This window comes from Desulfosediminicola flagellatus (assembly GCF_005116655.2).
GTDB classification, from domain to species: Bacteria; Desulfobacterota; Desulfobulbia; order Desulfobulbales; family Desulfocapsaceae; genus Desulfopila; species Desulfopila flagellata.
Window position 1 is genome coordinate 512618 of the sequence record NZ_CP050698.1, and the last position, 19097, is coordinate 531714.

19 protein-coding genes are annotated in these 19097 nt (G+C 43.8%); all 19 read left to right on the top strand.

Features of this window, described 5'->3' with window-relative positions:
* The first annotated feature begins 18 nt into the window (after positions 1 to 18).
* On the top strand, positions 19 to 396 hold the full coding sequence (rplL, locus tag FCL46_RS02125; RefSeq protein ID WP_217909548.1) for a 50S ribosomal protein L7/L12: 378 nt from the start codon (positions 19 to 21) through the stop codon (positions 394 to 396).
* A 408-nt stretch (positions 397 to 804) separates the two neighbouring features.
* Positions 805 to 4884, top strand: a complete 4080-nt coding sequence (rpoB, locus tag FCL46_RS02130) for a DNA-directed RNA polymerase subunit beta (protein ID WP_136810568.1) — start codon at positions 805 to 807, stop codon at positions 4882 to 4884.
* A 123-nt stretch (positions 4885 to 5007) separates the two neighbouring features.
* Positions 5008 to 9054 carry a DNA-directed RNA polymerase subunit beta' gene (rpoC, locus tag FCL46_RS02135; RefSeq protein ID WP_136810569.1) on the top strand — a complete coding sequence of 1349 codons (4047 nt, stop codon included), beginning with the start codon at positions 5008 to 5010 and terminating at the stop codon, positions 9052 to 9054.
* Between the two features lie 165 nt (positions 9055 to 9219).
* The gene (gene rpsL, locus FCL46_RS02140; RefSeq protein WP_136810570.1) at positions 9220 to 9591 is read left to right on the top strand and encodes a 30S ribosomal protein S12; all 372 of its coding nucleotides are present in this window, start codon (positions 9220 to 9222) and stop codon (positions 9589 to 9591) included.
* Positions 9592 to 9622: 31 nt separating this feature from the next.
* Entirely contained in the window at positions 9623 to 10096 is a 474-nt protein-coding gene (gene rpsG / locus FCL46_RS02145; RefSeq protein WP_136810571.1) for a 30S ribosomal protein S7, read from the top strand.
* A 72-nt stretch (positions 10097 to 10168) separates the two neighbouring features.
* A complete protein-coding gene (fusA, locus tag FCL46_RS02150; RefSeq protein ID WP_136810572.1) occupies positions 10169 to 12247 on the top strand; it encodes an elongation factor G in 2079 nt (692 codons plus the stop codon).
* Positions 12248 to 12271: 24 nt separating this feature from the next.
* Positions 12272 to 13462 (top strand): elongation factor Tu, encoded by a 1191-nt coding sequence (gene tuf, locus FCL46_RS02155; RefSeq protein WP_136810573.1) that lies wholly within the window; start codon positions 12272 to 12274, stop codon positions 13460 to 13462.
* A gap of 12 nt (positions 13463 to 13474) precedes the next feature.
* Positions 13475 to 13786: a 30S ribosomal protein S10 gene (gene rpsJ / locus FCL46_RS02160; RefSeq protein ID WP_176360112.1), complete on the top strand. Its 312-nt coding sequence runs from the start codon at positions 13475 to 13477 to the stop codon at positions 13784 to 13786.
* A 41-nt stretch (positions 13787 to 13827) separates the two neighbouring features.
* Positions 13828 to 14457 (top strand): 50S ribosomal protein L3, encoded by a 630-nt coding sequence (gene rplC, locus FCL46_RS02165; RefSeq protein ID WP_136810574.1) that lies wholly within the window; start codon positions 13828 to 13830, stop codon positions 14455 to 14457.
* Positions 14458 to 14494: 37 nt separating this feature from the next.
* Positions 14495 to 15118, top strand: a complete 624-nt coding sequence (gene rplD / locus FCL46_RS02170; RefSeq protein ID WP_136810575.1) for a 50S ribosomal protein L4 — start codon at positions 14495 to 14497, stop codon at positions 15116 to 15118.
* Entirely contained in the window at positions 15115 to 15402 is a 288-nt protein-coding gene (gene rplW / locus FCL46_RS02175; protein ID WP_136810576.1) for a 50S ribosomal protein L23, read from the top strand. The genes rplD and rplW overlap by 4 nt, the downstream gene beginning before the upstream one ends.
* A gap of 91 nt (positions 15403 to 15493) precedes the next feature.
* Complete coding sequence (gene rplB / locus FCL46_RS02180) at positions 15494 to 16315, top strand: 50S ribosomal protein L2 (RefSeq protein ID WP_136810577.1); 822 nt, start codon at positions 15494 to 15496, stop codon at positions 16313 to 16315.
* Positions 16316 to 16332: 17 nt separating this feature from the next.
* Entirely contained in the window at positions 16333 to 16608 is a 276-nt protein-coding gene (gene rpsS / locus FCL46_RS02185; RefSeq protein ID WP_136810578.1) for a 30S ribosomal protein S19, read from the top strand.
* 47 nt (positions 16609 to 16655) lie between these two features.
* Complete coding sequence (gene rplV / locus FCL46_RS02190; protein WP_136810579.1) at positions 16656 to 16991, top strand: 50S ribosomal protein L22; 336 nt, start codon at positions 16656 to 16658, stop codon at positions 16989 to 16991.
* A gap of 31 nt (positions 16992 to 17022) precedes the next feature.
* On the top strand, positions 17023 to 17670 hold the full coding sequence (rpsC, locus tag FCL46_RS02195) for a 30S ribosomal protein S3 (RefSeq protein ID WP_136810580.1): 648 nt from the start codon (positions 17023 to 17025) through the stop codon (positions 17668 to 17670).
* Between the two features lie 50 nt (positions 17671 to 17720).
* Positions 17721 to 18137 carry a 50S ribosomal protein L16 gene (rplP, locus tag FCL46_RS02200; protein ID WP_136810612.1) on the top strand — a complete coding sequence of 139 codons (417 nt, stop codon included), beginning with the start codon at positions 17721 to 17723 and terminating at the stop codon, positions 18135 to 18137.
* A complete protein-coding gene (gene rpmC, locus FCL46_RS02205) occupies positions 18134 to 18325 on the top strand; it encodes a 50S ribosomal protein L29 (RefSeq protein WP_136810581.1) in 192 nt (63 codons plus the stop codon). The genes rplP and rpmC overlap by 4 nt, the downstream gene beginning before the upstream one ends.
* A gap of 68 nt (positions 18326 to 18393) precedes the next feature.
* Complete coding sequence (gene rpsQ / locus FCL46_RS02210) at positions 18394 to 18654, top strand: 30S ribosomal protein S17 (RefSeq protein ID WP_136810582.1); 261 nt, start codon at positions 18394 to 18396, stop codon at positions 18652 to 18654.
* 59 nt (positions 18655 to 18713) lie between these two features.
* A complete protein-coding gene (gene rplN, locus FCL46_RS02215) occupies positions 18714 to 19082 on the top strand; it encodes a 50S ribosomal protein L14 (protein ID WP_136810583.1) in 369 nt (122 codons plus the stop codon).
* Positions 19083 to 19097: the final 15 nt, after the last annotated feature.

The window sequence follows — 19097 nt, forward strand, 5'->3', positions numbered from 1 at the left end:
CAAAAGAGGTTATTCATAATGTCCATCACAAAAGAAGATGTAATTGAATTCATTGCAAATATGACCGTTCTCGAACTTTCTGAGCTTATCAAAGAGTTCGAAGAGAAATTCGGTGTTTCAGCTGCTGCTCCTGTTGCAGTTGCTGCTGCTGGTGGCGGTGATGCTGCTGCTCCTGCAGAAGAGAAGACTGAGTTTGATGCAATTCTTGCATCTGCTGGCGATCAGAAGATCAAGGTTATTAAAGAAGTTCGCGCTATCACTGGTCTTGGACTTAAAGAAGCAAAGACTCTCGTAGAAGATGCTCCTCAGCCACTGAAAGAAGGTGTTACTAAGGAAGAATGCGAAGAGATCAAAGCTAAGATCGAAGCTGTCGGCGGTACTGTAGAAGTTAAGTAATCCGACTGCTAGCAAGGTACCCGAAAATCGGGTGCAACGAATAACAAGACACGCTACGGGCTTTGCCACGTAGCGTGTCTTGTTTTAGGCTGTTAAAAATATATTAAAAATTAGGTCAGCAATATCAAGCGGTTACGAGTATAGTTTTGTCGTTTCTATAATTAGAACACTAAATTTTACAAAAGGAAAAAGACATGCTTGTAAAAACACGATCGCTTTTTTTTACCGCAATGCTTATTAAAGTTAATTCGATTAGACTGACTTTTTTCTTTTCACATAATCCATACTCAAATCCTTAACACGTATCACTCCTATTCATTCAGCAACACATCTGAATCGATCGCTTTTCAGGCATCTGACTGTGCTAATTAGTTTGTAACGATTTACAGGCAACCTCGAGGACAATTTATGGAACGAGTTAGAAAGAACTTTGCCACGGCTGAAACGATTATTGAGCCACCACATCTCATCTCAATGCAGAGAATTTCTTATGAAAAATTCCTGCAAATAGACTTAGAACCTGAGGAGAGAGAAGAGCTTGGGCTTGAGGCAATCTTTAAGAGTGTCTTCCCAATCAACGATTTTAACGGACTCTGTTCCCTCGAATATGTACGATATAAATTCGGAGAGCCCAAGTACACCGTAGAGGAATGTCAGCAACGTGGAATGACATATGAGATTCCTCTTAAAATCGTTGTTCGTCTCATTACTTTTGATGTAGATGAGGAGACAGGGGTTCAAACCATTAGGGATATCAAGGAGCAGGAAGTTTTTCTTGGTTCTTTGCCAATGATGACCGCTGATGGCGTTTTCGTTGTAAACGGTACAGAACGAGTAATTGTTTCCCAGTTACAGCGTTCACCTGGTCTTTTTTATACTCACGACAACGGCAAGACTCACGCAAGTGGTAAATTACTGTATTCTGCTAGGATCATCCCTGTGAGAGGTTCGTGGATTGATCTTGAATTTGATATTAAAGATATACTTCATGTCAGGATTGATCGTCGAAGAAAATTCCCTGTTACTACTCTTTTAAAAGCAATTGGATTCACCTCAGAAGAATTACTCGCAGAGTTTTATCCAATCGATACTGTTAGTAAGGTTGGTGAGGATTTCTTTATTGAATTTAATTCAGAGACTTTGCTTTCTCAGCGATTGGAATACGACCTTGTATCACCTGTAAATGGTGAAATTATAGCCAAGAAAGGTAGAAAAGTAAGTAAAGCTCTCTGTAAGCGAATAGCGACCGAAGAAATCTCCAGAATTCAGATTTCTCCAGAAGCTGTTGTTGGTAAAATTCTTTCTGAAACTATTATCAATCCTGAGGATGGCGAGCCTATTGCCCTGTGCAATACTGAGATTACAGAAGCATTACTAGAAACTCTTCTGGCTAGCGGGATTAACCAATTTAAAACCGTTTTTATTGATGGTGTAAAATTCTCTGATTCATTCAGTCGGACTCTGGCTCTTGATAAGGTCGCCGGGACAGACGAAGCACTTCTCGAAATTTACCGAAGACTGAGACCATCAAGTCCGCCTACAATTGAAGTCGCCCAGGGATTTTTTGACAATCTGTTCTTTAACGGTGATCTTTATGATCTGTCAGAGGTTGGTCGTTACAAGATAAATGCGCGATTAAATCTTGATATCGAGATTGAGAACAGAGCATTAACTAAGGCCGATATAGTCGAATCCATTAAGTACCTTGTACGGTTAAAAGACAGTCAGGGAGCTGTAGACGATATCGATCATTTAGGTAATCGACGAGTTCGAACCGTTGGTGAACTGGTTGAAAATCAATATCGCATGGGCCTTGTCAGGATGGAGAGGGCAATTAAAGAACGTATGACACTTCAGGACGTTGAAACCCTGATGCCACACGATCTTGTTAACCCCAAACCTATCTCTGCTGCTATCAAAGAATTTTTTGGTACGTCTCAGCTGTCACAGTTTATGGATCAGACCAACCCGTTATCCGAGGTTACACACAAACGCCGTTTGTCTGCACTTGGACCCGGTGGTTTGTCTCGAGAACGTGCTGGTTTTGAGGTTCGTGACGTCCATCCGACGCATTATGGTCGTATTTGTCCTGTTGAAACTCCTGAAGGTCCGAATATCGGACTGATTGTTTCTCTTGCGACATATGCTCGAGTAAATCCTTACGGCTTTATCGAAACGCCTTATCGTAAGGTGGGTGAAAGAATAGTTCTGGACCAGATAGATTATCTTAGCGCACTTCAGGAACAGAATCAGATTATTGCTCCTGCACTTACCGGCTTGAGCGACGAAAATGCTATTGCCGAAGGAAATCTGATTGTTCGTGAGGATGGAGAGGTTGTTACAGCAAACGCTGACAATGTCACCTATATGGATATTGCACCGAACCAGCTCGTGAGTGTTGCTGCTTCACTTATTCCTTTTCTTGAAAACGATGATGCTAACCGTGCCCTCATGGGGTCAAACATGCAACGTCAGGCTGTACCATTGTTGATTACACGTTCACCATTGGTCGGTACTGGGATGGAAAGATATGTAGCACGTGACTCAGGAGCATGTCTTCTCGCTGCAGGTGATGGTGTGGTCGAAGAGTCTGACGCTAACAGGATTGTAATTCGATATGATAAACCTGGTGTTGATGGGTATGATACCGGCGTGGCTGTATATCGACTTGAGAAATACAAAAAATCTAACCAGAACACATGTTTCAATCAGCACCCACTGGCAATGCCAGGGCAACGAGTGAAAAAAGGTACTGTTCTTGCTGATGGCCCATCATGTCAACTAGGTGAGCTGGCTCTTGGTAAAAATGTAACTATTGCATTTATGCCTTGGCGTGGATTTAACTTTGAGGATTCTATTCTTATTAATGAGAGACTCCTTAAAGAAGATACATTCACTTCTGTGCATATCGAAGTTTTTGAGACAATGGCACGGGATACCAAACTTGGTAAAGAGGAGATAACTCGTGACATACCAAATGTCAGTGAAGAGACCCTCCGCAACCTTGATGACTCTGGTATTGTTCGGATTGGTGCAGAAGTTAAAGCTGGCGATACACTTGTTGGAAAGGTGACTCCAAAAGGTGAAACTGTGCTCTCTCCTGAAGAGAAACTTCTTCGGGCAATCTTTGGTGAAAAGGCGCAGGATGTTAAAGATTCCTCACTTCGTGTTCCGCCAGGGGTGAGTGGTGTTGTTATTGATGCTAAAGTCTTCTCACGTAAAGGTGTAGATAAAGACGAACGTTCTCTCATGATTGAGGATCTTGAAATTGATAAGCTCAATCAGGATAAAATTGATGAGTTGAATAGCCTCAAGCGTGGCGTTTGTCGAGAAATCGGTTTGATTATTGACGGACGTACTGCAAAAAATGATATTTTCAGTGCTGACGGTGAGCTTGTTGTTGGGCTTGGTAAAAAAATAGAAACTGATATGGCAGTAGATATTGGTTTTCATCAGCTTAAGCATATCGATTTCTCTGAAAAAACGAAATATGAAGAACCTCTTGCGCTTGCTTTTGAACGTTATGAAAAACAAGCCAGGTTGATTTCTGATCGTTACGATGGCATCATTGAAAGAATGCGTAAAGGTGATGACCTGCCTCCGGGCGTTGTCAAGATGGTTAAAGTGTATGTTGCCACTAAGCGGAAGCTTTCGGTTGGTGATAAGATGGCTGGTCGACATGGTAACAAAGGTGTTGTATCCCGTTTGCTACCTGAAGAGGACATGCCATATTTCGCAGATGGTTCAACTGTAGATATCGTTCTGAACCCGCTTGGCGTACCGTCACGTATGAATGTTGGGCAGGTTCTTGAGGTCCACTTGGGTTATGCTGCAAAACGTCTTGGTGCTCAACTTGAGAAACTCGTTCAGGAACAGGCAGTAGACCTGATTAAAGAGAAGCTAAGAGCTGTTTACCAGGATAGTGAATATGAGGCTATCACCTCAGGACGTAGTGATGAGGAATTGATTGAATGGGCTCATGCTCATAGAGAAGGGCTTCATATGGCTACACCAGTATTTGATGGTGCCAAAGAAGAACAGATTCGCAGACTTCTCGTAGAGGCCGGTGCTGATGAAGTTGGACAGGTTCAGTTATACGATGGACTTACAGGTCAGCCTTTTGCTAATCAGGTAACTGTTGGCGCAATGTATATGGTCAAACTCCATCACCTGGTGGATAATAAAATTCATGCTCGTTCAACCGGACCATACTCTCTTGTTACTCAGCAGCCATTGGGTGGTAAAGCGCAGTTTGGTGGTCAGCGACTTGGTGAAATGGAAGTTTGGGCAATGGAAGCGTATGGTGCGGCGTATACTCTTAAAGAGTTTCTTACTGCTAAATCTGATGACGTTGAAGGCCGAACGACTATGTATGAGAGAATTGTCAAAGGTGACAACTTCCTCACAACAGGACTACCGGAATCGTTCCATGTTCTGGTGAAGGAGTTGCAGGGGCTGTGTCTGAATATGGAGCTTATTGAGGAATAAGCTCATAAGTAAGTGTTCAGGTACAAAAGGCTGTACTGCAATAGCAGATTGAAGGAAAATCTCTTCAAGGCCTGCTGGAAAATACATCAGGCATATCCTAAAATTTGAGGGAGAGGTGATTTCGTGGAAGAATTGTTTAACTTTTTTCAAAAACCGAAAGCCCCGACAAAGTTCAAAAGTGTAAGAATTTCACTGGCGTCACCAGAGAAAATTATGGACTGGTCTCATGGCGAAGTAAAAAAGCCTGAGACGATTAATTATAGAACGTTCAAACCTGAGCGTGATGGTCTGTTCTGTGCAAAAATATTTGGCCCTGTAAAGGACTTTGAATGTAACTGCGGTAAGTATAAACGCATGAAACATCGCGGCGTTGTTTGTGAAAAATGCGGTGTGGAAGTTATTCAGTCTAAAGTCCGTCGAGAAAGATTAGGACATATTACCCTTGCAGCACCAGTGGCTCATATATGGTTCCTTAAGAGTTTACCAAGTAAAATTGGTGCAGTTCTTGACATGACCTTAAAGCAGCTGGAGAAGATTTTATACTTCGAGCAGTATGCGGTTGTTGAGTCTGAGACAGAGGCGATTCCTGTAGGAACATTACTCACAGAGGAAAAATTCCGTCAGTATCGTGAAGAGTATCCTGCTCAGTTTCGTGTTGGTATTGGTGCTGAAGCAATTCGCGAATTGCTTGCAGCAACAGACCTCATCGAATTGTCAAGAACTCTCCGTGATGAGATGGCTACAACCAACTCTCAGACAAAGCGTTTGAAACTTGGAAAGAGGCTCTTCGTCTGTGAAGCATTCAGGGATTCAGGCAATCAACCTGAATGGATGATTCTTGAAGTTATTCCTGTGCTTCCTCCTGATCTGCGTCCGCTCGTACCTCTTGAGGGTGGTCGATTTGCGACATCTGATCTTAATGATCTGTATCGTCGTGTAATTAACCGTAACAATCGCTTAAAGCGACTCCTTGAACTCGACGCTCCTGACATCATTATTCGTAATGAGAAACGTATGTTGCAGGAAGCGGTTGATGTACTGTTTGATAATGGCCGTCGGGGACGGGTTATTACCGGTGCAAATAAACGTCCGCTCAAATCGCTTGCTGATATGCTTAAAGGTAAGCAGGGACGTTTCAGACAGAACCTTCTTGGTAAGCGTGTAGATTATTCTGGACGTTCGGTAATTGTTGTTGGCCCACATCTGCGTCTGCATCAGTGCGGTATCCCCAAGAAAATGGCTCTTGAGTTGTTTAAGCCATTTATCTACAATAAACTTGAGAGCAAAGGGTATGTTACTACCATTAAAAGTGCTCGAAAGATGGTAGAGAAAGAAGCTAAGGAAGTTTGGGATGTTCTTGAAGAAGTTGTAACTGAATATCCTGTTATCCTTAACCGTGCGCCTACTCTTCATAGACTTGGTATGCAGGCTTTTGAAGCTGTACTTATTGAGGGTAAAGCAATTCAATTGCATCCGCTTGTCTGTGCAGCATTTAATGCTGACTTTGACGGTGATCAGATGGCAGTTCACGTTCCTCTATCTGTCGAAGCTCAGGTGGAAGCTCGTGTTCTCATGATGTCTACAAACAATATTCTTTCTCCCGCAAATGGTGAGCCAATCATTATCCCATCTCAGGATATTGTTCTTGGTCTTTACTATATGACACGAGAGCGTATCAACGCTCTAGGCGAGGGAAAGGTGTTCTCTGATGAAACCGAGGCCATAATCGCTTATGATTATGGTGAGATTGATCTGCAGGCCAGAGTCAAAATACGTCGTGGTAAAGAGATAATAGATACCACTATGGGGCGTATTGTTTTAGGACAACTCGTTCCTAAGTCTGTTCCTTTCAGAGAGATTAACAAGGTCATGAGCAAGAAGGCTCTTGCTAATCTCATTGATTACACCTATCGAAGTGCGGGAACTAAGGATACTGTAATTCTTGCTGATCGTTTAAAAGACACTGGTTACGAGTATGCAACTAGAGCCGGTATTTCAATCTGTATTAACGACATGAAAATACCTCTTCGTAAGGAAGAGATGGTTGAAAAGGCTGAAAATGACGTATTGGATGTAGAGCAGCAGTATTCTGATGGTCTGATTACTGCTGGTGAGAAATACAATAAGGTCATCGATATCTGGTCAAAGGCATCGGAAGATGTTGCAAACGAGATGATGGATGAGATTAAAATTGATTATTTCCGCAATAAAGATAATCAGATTGAGGAAGGGCCGAGTTTCAACTCCATCTTTATTATGGCCGACTCCGGTGCGAGGGGATCGAGAGATCAGATTCGTCAGCTTGCCGGTATGCGTGGTCTTATGGCAAAACCTTCGGGCGCTATTATTGAGACTCCAATTAAAGCTAACTTTCGAGAAGGTCTTGGAGTTCTGGAGTATTTTATTTCTACTCATGGTGCTCGAAAGGGTCTCGCTGATACCGCACTTAAAACAGCTAACTCTGGATACTTAACCCGTCGTCTTGTTGACGTTGCTCAAGAAGTCACTATTGTTACAAGTGATTGCCATACTCTTGACGGTATTGTTGCTGAGCCACTGCTTGATGGTGGTGAAGTTATTGTACCATTGGGTGACAGAATTCTCGGTCGAGTTGCTCTTGAAGACGTAATTGATCCTTTCAACGATGTAACAATTGTTGCTGCTGGTGAAGAGATTACAGAAGAGAAGATTGAGAAGATTGAAGAGGCTGGTATCGATAGGGTAATGATTCGATCAGTGCTAAGTTGTCGTGCTCAACGGGGTGTGTGTGCTCTGTGTTATGGTCGTGATCTTGGTCGCGGTCATATGGTCAATAGAGGCGAAGCTATTGGTGTTATTGCAGCGCAGTCTATTGGTGAGCCCGGAACGCAGTTGACGATGCGTACATTCCATATCGGTGGTACTGCGAGTAGATCTGTAGAGCAGGCAGAGATTCAGACCCAGCGTGGCGGAACAGTAGGATTTAAAAACCTTCATCATGTTGTTAATGCTGAAGGGGTTAAGATTGTCATGAATCGTAATGCTGAAATTGTTATTCTTGACGAACTCGGAAGAGAGCGTGAAAAGTTTAAGGTAAACTACGGTGCTCAGGTACTTGTTACCGAAAATGGTGAGGTCGAGCCTGGAACAATACTTGCTGACTGGGACGCATATACTATTCCAATTGTTTCTGAAGTTGGTGGTATAATCAAGTACGGTGACGTTCTTGAGGGTGTATCTATGCAGGAAAAGGTCGATCCCGTTACTGGTAAGTCGTCAAAAGTTATTATTCACTCAACCAGCAGCGCGCAGCTCAACCCGCGTGTTTCCGTTAAAAGTGATCGTGGTAAGACTCTTAAACTGCCAAATTCAGATGTACACGCAAGATACAGTCTACCCGTTGGCTCCATTATTTCTGTGAGCGAAGGGGATGTGATTGAACCTGGTACTATAGTTGGTAAGATTCCACGTGAGTCATCAAAAACCAAGGATATTACAGGTGGTCTTCCACGAGTTGCCGAACTTTTTGAGGTTCGTAAACCCAAAGAGCCTGCGATCATATCAAAGATTGATGGTCGTGTAAGCTTTGGCAAGGAACTTAAAGGAAAACGTAGAGTCGTTGTGACACCTGAATATGGTGAGTCCGAAGAGTACCTGGTACCAAAATCAAAGCATATCATTGTACATGAGGGTGATTATGTGCAGGCCGGCGAGCCTCTGATGGAAGGTACAGTCGTACCAAATGACATCTTGAGCGTTCTCGGTGTAAAGGAACTGGCGAAATTCCTGGTGAATGAGATTCAGGAGGTTTATCGTCTGCAGGGTGTTAAGATCAACGATAAGCATATTGAAGTTATTGTTCGTCAAATGCTGAAACGCGTTATGATCACTTCAGCCGGTGATTCGAAGTTTATGATTGGAGAACAGGTTGAATGGTGGAAATTTGAGATAGAACGTGACAAGCTAATGGCAGAAGGCAAGATGCCTGCTGTAGCTGAGCCTCTTCTCCTTGGTGTGACAAAGGCATCACTGTCTACTGAGAGTTTTATTTCTGCGGCATCGTTCCAGGAAACTACAAAAGTTCTCACCAACGCTGCTATGGCTGGAAAAGTAGACGAACTTACCGGATTGAAAGAAAATGTTATCATGGGTCGTTTGATCTCTGCTGGAACTGGTCTTGACGGTAAGTAATCGCAGCATGTTATTTTTAGGTTGAAGTTGCTTTTGGTCTTGACACTAAAGTGGCGTTAGGGTAAATATCATCTCTTTCGTGCAAAAATTTAGTGGCGAGATCTGCAACTGAATTGTCAGAAATTATATATTAAAACTGTTATTCAAACAGGAGCAGTAAGCGCAATGCCAACTATTAACCAACTCGTTAGGCGTGGCAGAAAAAAGAGTGTTAAGAAAACTAATACTCCCGCCTTGAAAGGGTCTCCACAGAAGAGGGGCGTATGTGTTCGTGTTTACACAACTACGCCAAAGAAACCAAACTCAGCGCTTCGTAAAGTTGCTAGGGTTCGGCTTACGAACGGTATTGAGGTCACTTCCTATATCCCGGGTATCGGGCACAATCTGCAGGAGCACTCAGTTGTGTTGATTCGCGGTGGTAGGGTGAAGGATCTTCCTGGTGTACGTTATCATGTTGTTCGAGGAACGCTTGATTCCCTCGGAGTATCTGATAGACGTCAGGGACGTTCAAAGTATGGAGCTAAGCGTCCTTCTTAATAGAAGGCCGACCTGATGGAGAAAAACTGATATGTCTCGTAGAAAAGTAATTAGCCGACGTCCGATCGAAGCAGATCCTCGCTTTAACAGCGTGCTTGTAAGTAAATTTACAAATGGTTTGATGGAACGTGGTAAGAAGAGTGTCGCTATGCGCATCTTTTATGATGCGATGAATATAGTAGAGACTCGTGTTAGTGATGAAGATTCGATCACCGTTTTCGAGGAAGCGATGGAGCATGTTCGTCCAAAGGTTGAGGTTAAGTCCCGCCGTGTTGGTGGTGCAACTTATCAGGTGCCGATGGAAGTTCGTCAGACTCGTCGTAATGCCTTGGCGATTCGCTGGATTATCGGATTCGCAAAGTCTCGTTCAGGAAAATCTATGTCTGAGAAACTTGCGGCCGAGCTCGTTGATGCGTACAATAATCGTGGCGCCTCTGTTAAGAAGCGTGATGATACACATCGTATGGCAGAAGCCAATAAGGCATTTGCTCACTACCGCTGGTAGGGCGAGAATAAACCAAGCGATGCCATGGGTTGGCATCAGCACTTACTTAATTTCTATATTTGAGGGAGGGCTATGGCAACCCAGGTTGACCTGACCGGTGTGCGTAACATCGGCATCATGGCTCATATTGATGCTGGTAAAACCACTACCACAGAAAGAATAATTTATTACACTGGTCGTTCGCATAAGATCGGAGAAGTTCATGAGGGTACCGCCGTCATGGACTGGATGGAACAGGAGCAGGAGCGAGGAATTACAATCACCTCGGCAGCAACAACCTGCAACTGGAAAGATACTAAAATTAATATCATTGATACGCCTGGGCATGTTGACTTTACCGTTGAGGTAGAGCGATCCCTGAGGGTACTTGATGGCGCGATAGCCGTTTTTTGTGCTGTAGGTGGTGTTGAACCACAGTCTGAAACAGTATGGCGGCAAGCCAACAAGTACAAGATCCCGAGAATTGCGTTCATTAACAAAATGGACAGAGTCGGGGCTAACTTCAATAGGTGTCTTACGATGATTGAAGAACGGCTTGGGGCCAATCCGGTAGCGATTCAAATACCGGTAGGTGCTGAGGCGGACTTCATCGGGGTCATAGACCTCGTTAAAGAGAAGATGCTTGTCTTCACAGAGCACACTCTTGGTCAGGAAGTGATCGAATCCGATATTCCTGCCGAACACATAGATAAGTTCACGGCCGCACGTATGGCACTACTCGAGAAGTTGGCCGACTTCGATGAGGGTGTCATGGAAAAATACTTGAGTGATACATCGGTATCTGCGACTGAGATTTATGAAGCTCTCAGGAACGCAACACTTGAACTGAATATTGTACCTGTGTTGTGTGGGAGTGCTTTTAAAAATAAGGGCGTACAGCCTCTGCTTGATGCTGTAATCAGCTATCTTCCTTCACCCCTGGACGTTCAGGCTATAGATGGTGAGGATAAGGATGGTAATGTGGTTACGCGTAAAACAGACCCTGCTGAGAATTTCGCAGGTCTTGTTTTCAAGCTGATGAGCGATTCGTTCGTTGAAAATCTTGCATTCGTAAGGGTTTACTCCGGTACCCTTAGTGTTGGTGATAAGGTTTTTAACCCTGCAAAGAAGAAGCAGGAAAAGATAAGCAAGATTCTGAGGATGCACGCAAATAAGCGTGAGGAAGTCAGAGAAGTTGTCGCTGGTGATATTTGCGCGATAGTCGGCTTAAAGTTCACCACAACCGGTGATACTCTGTGTTCTAAGGGTGATTATATCATGCTGGAAAGCATGGATTTCCCTGACCCTGTTATTGGTGTCGCTATAGAGCCAAGCACTAAGGCTGAAGAGAAAAAGCTGGAAGAATCGCTCAAAAAAATTGCTCTTGAAGATCCGTCATTCACGATTACGACTGATGGGGATACAGGGCAGACGATTATCTCCGGGATGGGAGAGCTTCATCTCGAAATAATTGTACATCGACTGCTAAATGAATTTAAAGTTGGTGCCAAGGTCGGTAAGCCTCAGGTCGCTTATAAAGAGACCATTACCTCAAGCAACAAGGCTGAGGGGAAGTTTGATCAACTTACCGGCGCTAAGGGAATGTACGGACATGTAATAATAGATGTTCAGCCCCTTAAGCAAGGCGAAGGCGTTATTTTCGAGAGCAAAGTAGATGAGCAGCAGATTCCTGCAGCATTTATCGGCGCAATTGAAAGAGGTATTAAAGACAGCCTGGATTCGGGTCCGCTGATAGGATATCCTCTCACTGATATTAAAGTGAGACTAACTGGTGGATCTTTTCATGAAGATGAATCGACGGATATGGCTTTTGGAGTTGCCTCGTCTATGGCGATTCGTAGGGCAACGGCAGAGGCAAGTCCTGCGCTGCTTGAGCCGGTCATGGATCTTCAGGTTGTTACCCCGGAAGAATATATTGGGGATGTCATATCAGATGTTAACGCCAAACGAGGGAAAATTGTTGGTGTTGAAGCTGATGGCGATTTGCAGAATGTAAAAGCGCATGTTCCACTTGCTGAGATGTTTGGTTATTCTACATCACTCAGATCAGCAACGCAGGGAAGGGCAAGTTTTACAATGCAGTTTCTGCAATATGATATAGTACCTGCCGCAAAAGCAGAGGCAATTATTAAAAAGATCAGAGGGATTTAAGTCCAAGTATATTGGGGAATTACTATGGCAAAAGAAAAATTTGAAAGAACTAAGCCGCACGTTAACGTGGGTACCGTTGGTCACATTGATCATGGTAAAACTACCTTAACTGCAGCTATCACAAGAGTATTATCGACGAAGGGTCAGGCCAAATTCACTGATTTCAGTGATATTGACAAGGCTCCTGAGGAAAAAGAACGCGGAATTACAATTGCCACTGCCCATGTTGAGTATGAGACAGAAAATCGTCATTATGCCCACGTAGATTGTCCAGGTCATGCTGACTACATTAAAAACATGATCACAGGTGCAGCGCAGATGGATGGTGCTATACTTGTTGTAGCGGCAACTGATGGTGCAATGCCCCAGACTAGAGAACATATTCTGCTTGCACGTCAGGTTGGTGTACCTGCAATTGTAGTCTTCTTGAACAAGTGCGATATGGTCGATGATGAAGAATTAATCGAACTTGTTGAGATGGAACTTCGCGAACTCCTTGATAAGTATGAATTTCCAGGAGACGATATTCCTTTTGTTCAAGGATCAGCACTTCTCGCTCTTGAGAATCCAGAAGATCCAGAGAAAGCTGCCTGCATATGGTCGCTCATGGAACAGGTTGATTCCTATATTCCTGAGCCGGTTCGCGATGTTGATCAGCCTTTCCTGATGCCTATCGAAGATGTATTCTCTATATCCGGCCGTGGCACCGTTGCTACTGGACGTATTGAAAGGGGAATCATCAAGGTCGGCGAAGAGATAGCAATTGTAGGAATTAAAGAGACTACAAAAACTACATGTACCGGAGTTGAAATGTTTCGGAAACTGCTTGATGAAGGTCAGGCGGGAGATAACATCGGTGCATTGCTGCGTGGCGTAAAGAGAGAGGAAATCGAACGTGGGCAGGTACTTGCCAAGCCGGGTTCTATAACTCCACATACCGTATTCGAAGCTGAGAGTTATATTCTTGGTAAGGATGAAGGTGGTCGTCATACACCATTTTTTAACGGATATCGTCCGCAGTTCTATTTTAGAACTACAGATGTAACAGGCATTGTAACTCTTCCAGAAGGAACCGAGATGGTTATGCCTGGGGACAATGTTTCAATTACTGCTGAGCTGATTACTCCTATCGCAATGGATGAGGGATTACGATTCGCTATCCGAGAAGGCGGCAGAACAGTTGGCGCAGGCGTAGTAAGCAAAATTATTAAATAAAGGTGTACGATGATACCTACAGAAAAAATTCGTATTCGTTTGAAAGCATACGATCATAAACTGCTCGATCAATCTACGTCCGAGATTGTAGAGACTGCACGAAGGACCGGATCTGCGGTTGCAGGCCCTATTCCCCTTCCGACTACCGTGAACAAATTCTGTGTTCTTCGTTCACCACATGTTGATAAGAAGTCTAGAGAGCAATTTGAAATGAGAACCCATCGTCGTTTACTTGATATCCTCGAGCCTACTCAGCAGACTATTGATCTGTTGATGAAACTTGAGTTGTCAGCAGGCGTCGATGTCGAGATTAAACTGCCTTAAAGGCAGTATATGCAAAGTAAATTGAAGCATCGGGTGCAATTATGCCAAAGACAATGGGTATACTAGGTAAGAAAGTTGGAATGACCCGCGTTTATAGCGAGATGGGTCAGGCAATACCTGTAACTGTCATTGAAGCAGGACCGTGCAAAGTAATCCAGGTTAAGACTGTTGAGACAGATGGATACAATGCAATTCAGGTCGGCTTTTCAGACAAGAAAGCACAACGGGTAAACAAGCCTGAAGCCGGTCATTTAAAGAAATCTAACTCTGATGGTTTCTACCATATTCGTGAGTTCCGAGGAGTAGACGCGGCGCAATACGAGGTAGGACAGGAGATCAATTTTTCCGAACTGTTTAACGTTGGTGATGTTGTTGATGTACAAGGCACCAGCAAAGGTAAAGGCTTCCAGGGTGTTGTGAAACGCTATGGTTTTGCCGGTGGTTGTACAACTCACGGTTCTATGTTCCACAGAGCTCCTGGTTCTATTGGTTGTAGTGCTTGGCCGGGCCGTGTTGTAAAAGGTAAGAAAATGCCTGGCCGCATGGGTAACGAGACAGTTCTGAAGAAGAACGTTATTGTGATCGATATTCGCGCAGACGAGAATGTAGTTCTGCTGAAAGGACCTGTTCCCGGGGCTAAAAATGGCCTTCTGAAAATATTTTCGAAATAATTGATTTCAGAACAAGATCAGGTTCGAGGAGATAATAATGTCAACTGTAAATGTTGTTAACACCCAGAACGAAAACGTCGGACAGTTAGAACTGAACGACAATGTTTTCAATCTTGAGGTGAAAGAGTACATCCTGCACGATGTTGTAAAAATGCAGCGTGCTGCTCGACGCGCAGGTACAGCCTGCACCAAGACCCGAGTAGAGGTCGCTGGTGGTGGTGCTAAACCATGGCGTCAGAAAGGAACTGGACGTGCACGTGCAGGTACCAGAAACTCTCCTATCTGGAGAGGTGGTGGAGTTACCTTTGGTCCAAAGCCACGTGATTATAGTTTCAAGCTGAACAGGAAGGTTAAAAAGCTCGCTCTTGCAATGGCAATGAGTGCTCGCCTTCAAGAGGAAAATCTTATCGTACTTGAAGGGTTCTCCCTTGAAGCGATTAAAACTAAAGATTTCGTTCAGGTCATGAAGACCCTCGAGGCTGATAACGCACTTATCGTTATTGACGGAGAGGCTGACAACCTGAAAAAATCCTCTAGAAATGTTAACGGTTTCAAGGTTTTGCCTTCCGAAGGGTTGAATGTGTATGATGTATTGCTGCACAAAAAACTTGTATTGGTCAAGCCTGTAATTGAGAGCCTTGAGAAGAGGTTGATGGCATGAAAAATATTTACGGCGTTTTGAAGGGGCCCTGCCTCACAGAGAAGGCCGCCTTGTTACAGGAAGAAGACGGAGCGATCGTCTTCAAAGTACATCCCAAGGCGAACAAGATAGAAATCAAGAAAGCAGTGGAACTCATGTTCAACGTAAAAGTGAAAGATGTGAGAACCGCTAACATGCACGGCAAACAGAAGAGAGTTGGCCAGAAGATTGGGATGACCAACGACTGGAAGAAAGCTTACGTTACCCTCTCTGAAGGTGAAATTAACTTTGCAGATGAGCTGTAAGCAATTAAGCAATTAATTTCGACGTGCTGCGAATCTCTCTCATATTGAATGATTCTATCTAATTTTATCATGATGGAGCGATTGGGAAACCATGGCTATTAAGACATATAAACCAACATCAGCCGGTAAGCGACACCAGGTATCCATACAGAACCCTGACTTGTCCAACAAGCGCCCGGAAAAAAGTCTGGTTACAAGTCTGTCTAAGACAGGCGGAAGAAACAACTACGGTCGCATCACCTCCCGGCATATTGGTGGTGGTCACAAAAGAAAATACCGCATTATTGACTTTAAGCGCGATAAAACTGATATCGATGCTAAAGTTGTAGCGATTGAATATGATCCCAACAGATCAGCAAACATTGCGCTACTTTGTTATATTGACGGTGAGAAAAGATACATTCTGTCCCCGGACGGCATTTCAGTTGGTGACAAAATTGTCGCTGGCGATAGTGTCGATATTCAGCCAGGTAACTGTCTGCCGATGTTTAATATTCCACTCGGTACTGTGATTCACAATATCGAAATGAAGATCGGTAAAGGTGCTCAGCTTGTACGTAGTGCAGGTGCATCTGCCCAGTTGATGGCTAAGGAAGGAGAGTACGTTCTCGTTAGACTTCCTTCCGGTGAAGTACGAAAGTTTCATAAGAATTGCCGCGCATGCATCGGTTCTGTTGGTAACAGCGAGCACGATAGCCAGAAACTCGGTAAAGCTGGACGTACCAGGTGGAAAGGTAAGAGACCACATGTTCGTGGTGTTGCGATGAACCCAGTCGATCATCCGATGGGTGGTGGTGAAGGAAAGAGCTCCGGTGGTCGTCATCCTTGTACTCCTTGGGGTTACCCGACAAAGGGTTACAAGACCAGGAAGAATAAGGCTTCAGACAAGTACATTGTCAAGAAGAGATCATAACACACAAGGAGTAAAGCATGTCCCGTTCGATTAAAAAGGGTCCCTTTATTGATGACCACCTTATGAAAAAGGTTGTTCAAGCTAACGATTCTGGATCCAGGAAGGTTATTAAAACCTGGTCCCGGAGATCAGATATTTCCCCGGAAATGGTTGGCCTTACCTTTGCAGTACACAACGGTAAAAAATTCATCCCTGTCTTTGTTTCAGAAAATATGGTAGGGCACAAGCTCGGCGAATTTTCTCCGACCAGAACTTACTATGGACACGCTTCTGATAAGAAGGGTAAAAAATAATTTAGAAACATCAAAGTTTCTGGTACGACTCATTGGGAGTACATACTATGGAAGCACGAGCCGTAGGGAAATATATTAGAATATCCCCACAGAAGGCCCGACTGGTTGCAGACGTGGTCAGAGGCATGAACGTAGACCAGGCAATTACTACACTTCGGTTTATGCCGAAAAAAGGTGCGGTAATCCTGCGAAAGGTAATCGAGTCTGCAGTAGCCAATGCAACCCAGGATGATCAGGCTGATATCGATAATCTCTTTATCAAAAAGATTACCATCGATGGTGGCCCTTCACTGAAAAGGATTCGTCCGCGAGCAATGGGACGGGCAACCGGTATCATCAAGAGAACCAGCCATATAACGGTTGTTCTTGATGAGAATGAATAATAACTGAATAAGCACTCTTTGGAGGATTGTTTTGGGCCAGAAGGTAAATCCATTAGGACTAAGACTGAACATTACCCGGACCTGGGACTCAATCTGGTATGCAGATAAAGAGTATGCGTCCTATCTTCTTGAAGATCAGAAAATCAGAAAGTTTCTCAAGAAACGTCTGAATCACGCTGGTCTTTCAAGAATTATTATTGAGCGCACCGGAGAGAAAGTACGAGCTAAGCTCTTTACTGCCAGACCAGGTATCGTGATTGGTAAGAAAGGTTCAGAGATCGAAATTCTTAAACGGGATCTCGAAAGACTCGTAGGTCGCAAAGTCACTCTCGATATTCAGGAAGTTAGACGTCCTGAAGCTGACGCTCAGCTTGTGGCAGAGAACATTGCATCTCAACTCGTTCGTCGTGTCGCTTTTCGTCGAGCGATGAAAAAAGCTGTCAATTCTGCACTTCGCTTTGGTGTACAGGGTATTAAGATTTCCTGTTCAGGAAGACTTGGTGGAGCAGAAATGTCAAGATGTGAGTGGGTACGTGAAGGACGTGTACCGTTGCACACTTTACGCGCTGATGTTGATTATGCCCTTGCCGAAGCGAATACCACTTATGGTATTATCGGGGTTAAGGTCTGGATATTCAAAGGTGAGGTATTAAACGAGAAGGAAGCGCCGGTTGCATAATCGGGCTGATCGTTTATCCCCCTTACGTAAATTATTATCTGGAGTAAATGATGTTAAGTCCAAGAAAGGTAAAGCATAGAAAGGTATTCAAGGGTCGGATGACAGGTACCGCTTATCGCGGCTCCTCCATATCCTTCGGTGAATACGCCTTGAAAGCTGTTCAGTGCGGTAAAATGACTGCTCAGCAGATAGAAGCTGCACGTATTACGATTAATAGAACAATGAAACGTGGCGGAAAAGTCTGGATTCGTGTATTCCCTGACAAGCCCATCACGAAGAAGCCAGCCGAAACTCGAATGGGTAAAGGTAAAGGTAGCCCTGATCATTGGGTTGCTCCAGTTAAACCCGGTAAAATTCTTTATGAAGTTTCCGGTGTAGATGAAAAACTTGCTATGAGAGCACTTGAACTCGCAGGCAATAAGCTGCCGTTTGCGACTAAAGTGATCGCAAGGAGGAACACTTTATGAAAGCTGAAGACATTCGTAAAATGTCCGAAGAAGAATTGATCAAAAAAGAGAATGAGTTGCACGAAGAGTTGGGTAATCTTTCTTTTCAGCATCGTATCAGGCCTCTTGAAGACAGCTCACGTTTGAAAAAAATTAGAAAAGATATTGCCAGGATCCAGACCATTAAGAGTGAAGTCGCTGCTAATTAAGCAGCGACTTGGAAAAATTTAAATATGGTTACCATCCTCGCATATAAACATCACGAATTGATTAAATTATGAGTGAAAATACAAAGTCCAGAAAGACAAGAACCGGTTCTGTTGTAAGCAACAGAATGGAAAAGAGTGTTGTCGTCAGGGTCGAGCGCAGGGTTCGTCACAAACTGTATGGCAAATACGTTAAAACTAGTGTCAAGTACCTGGCTGATGATCCTGAAAACAGCTGCAACATAGGTGACACTGTTCTAATTGAGGAATGTCGTCCACTGAGTAAGAAGAAGCGGTGGCGCGTAAAAACAATATTGGAACAGGCCGTTTAATTGACTCTCAACTGTGAGAGATTCATAAGAACGTTACAGATGAGATATCAGGTGAAATTATGATTCAAACAGAAACAGTACTCAATGTCGCTGATAATTCAGGTGCCAAAAAGGTCCTGTGTATCAAGGTACTTGGTGGCTCCAAAAGGCGCTACGCCGGTATTGGAGATATTATTACGGTTGCAGTTAAAGAAGCTATTCCGCACGCCAAAGTAAAGAAAGGTGATGTGATGAAAGCTGTTATTGTTCGTACCGCTAAAGAGATGAAGCGTATGGATGATACATGGGTAAAATTCGATGAAAATGCAGCTGTCATCCTTTCCGGATCCGGTGAGCCAGTAGGTACACGTATCTTTGGCCCGGTTGCACGAGAACTGAGAAATCAGGGATTTATGAAAATTATTTCATTGGCCCCTGAAGTACTTTAACCTATTGTAAATAGT

Bases quoted from the DNA above. Each gene is read 5' to 3' on its own strand.
- tuf (WP_136810573.1), top strand. From the start codon at position 12,272: ATGGCAAAAGAAAAATTTGAAAGAACTAAGCCGCACGTTAACGTGGGT.
- rpsG (WP_136810571.1), top strand. From the start codon at position 9,623: ATGTCTCGTAGAAAAGTAATTAGCCGACGTCCGATCGAAGCAGATCCT.
- rplB (WP_136810577.1), top strand. From the start codon at position 15,494: ATGGCTATTAAGACATATAAACCAACATCAGCCGGTAAGCGACACCAG.
- rplD (WP_136810575.1), top strand. From the start codon at position 14,495: ATGTCAACTGTAAATGTTGTTAACACCCAGAACGAAAACGTCGGACAG.
- rplL (WP_217909548.1), top strand. From the start codon at position 19: ATGTCCATCACAAAAGAAGATGTAATTGAATTCATTGCAAATATGACC.
- rpsL (WP_136810570.1), top strand. From the start codon at position 9,220: ATGCCAACTATTAACCAACTCGTTAGGCGTGGCAGAAAAAAGAGTGTT.
- rplN (WP_136810583.1), top strand. From the start codon at position 18,714: ATGATTCAAACAGAAACAGTACTCAATGTCGCTGATAATTCAGGTGCC.
- rplV (WP_136810579.1), top strand. From the start codon at position 16,656: ATGGAAGCACGAGCCGTAGGGAAATATATTAGAATATCCCCACAGAAG.
- rplC (WP_136810574.1), top strand. From the start codon at position 13,828: ATGCCAAAGACAATGGGTATACTAGGTAAGAAAGTTGGAATGACCCGC.
- rplP (WP_136810612.1), top strand. From the start codon at position 17,721: ATGTTAAGTCCAAGAAAGGTAAAGCATAGAAAGGTATTCAAGGGTCGG.
- rpmC (WP_136810581.1), top strand. From the start codon at position 18,134: ATGAAAGCTGAAGACATTCGTAAAATGTCCGAAGAAGAATTGATCAAA.
- rplW (WP_136810576.1), top strand. From the start codon at position 15,115: ATGAAAAATATTTACGGCGTTTTGAAGGGGCCCTGCCTCACAGAGAAG.
- rpsQ (WP_136810582.1), top strand. From the start codon at position 18,394: ATGAGTGAAAATACAAAGTCCAGAAAGACAAGAACCGGTTCTGTTGTA.
- fusA (WP_136810572.1), top strand. From the start codon at position 10,169: ATGGCAACCCAGGTTGACCTGACCGGTGTGCGTAACATCGGCATCATG.
- rpsS (WP_136810578.1), top strand. From the start codon at position 16,333: ATGTCCCGTTCGATTAAAAAGGGTCCCTTTATTGATGACCACCTTATG.
- rpoB (WP_136810568.1), top strand. From the start codon at position 805: ATGGAACGAGTTAGAAAGAACTTTGCCACGGCTGAAACGATTATTGAG.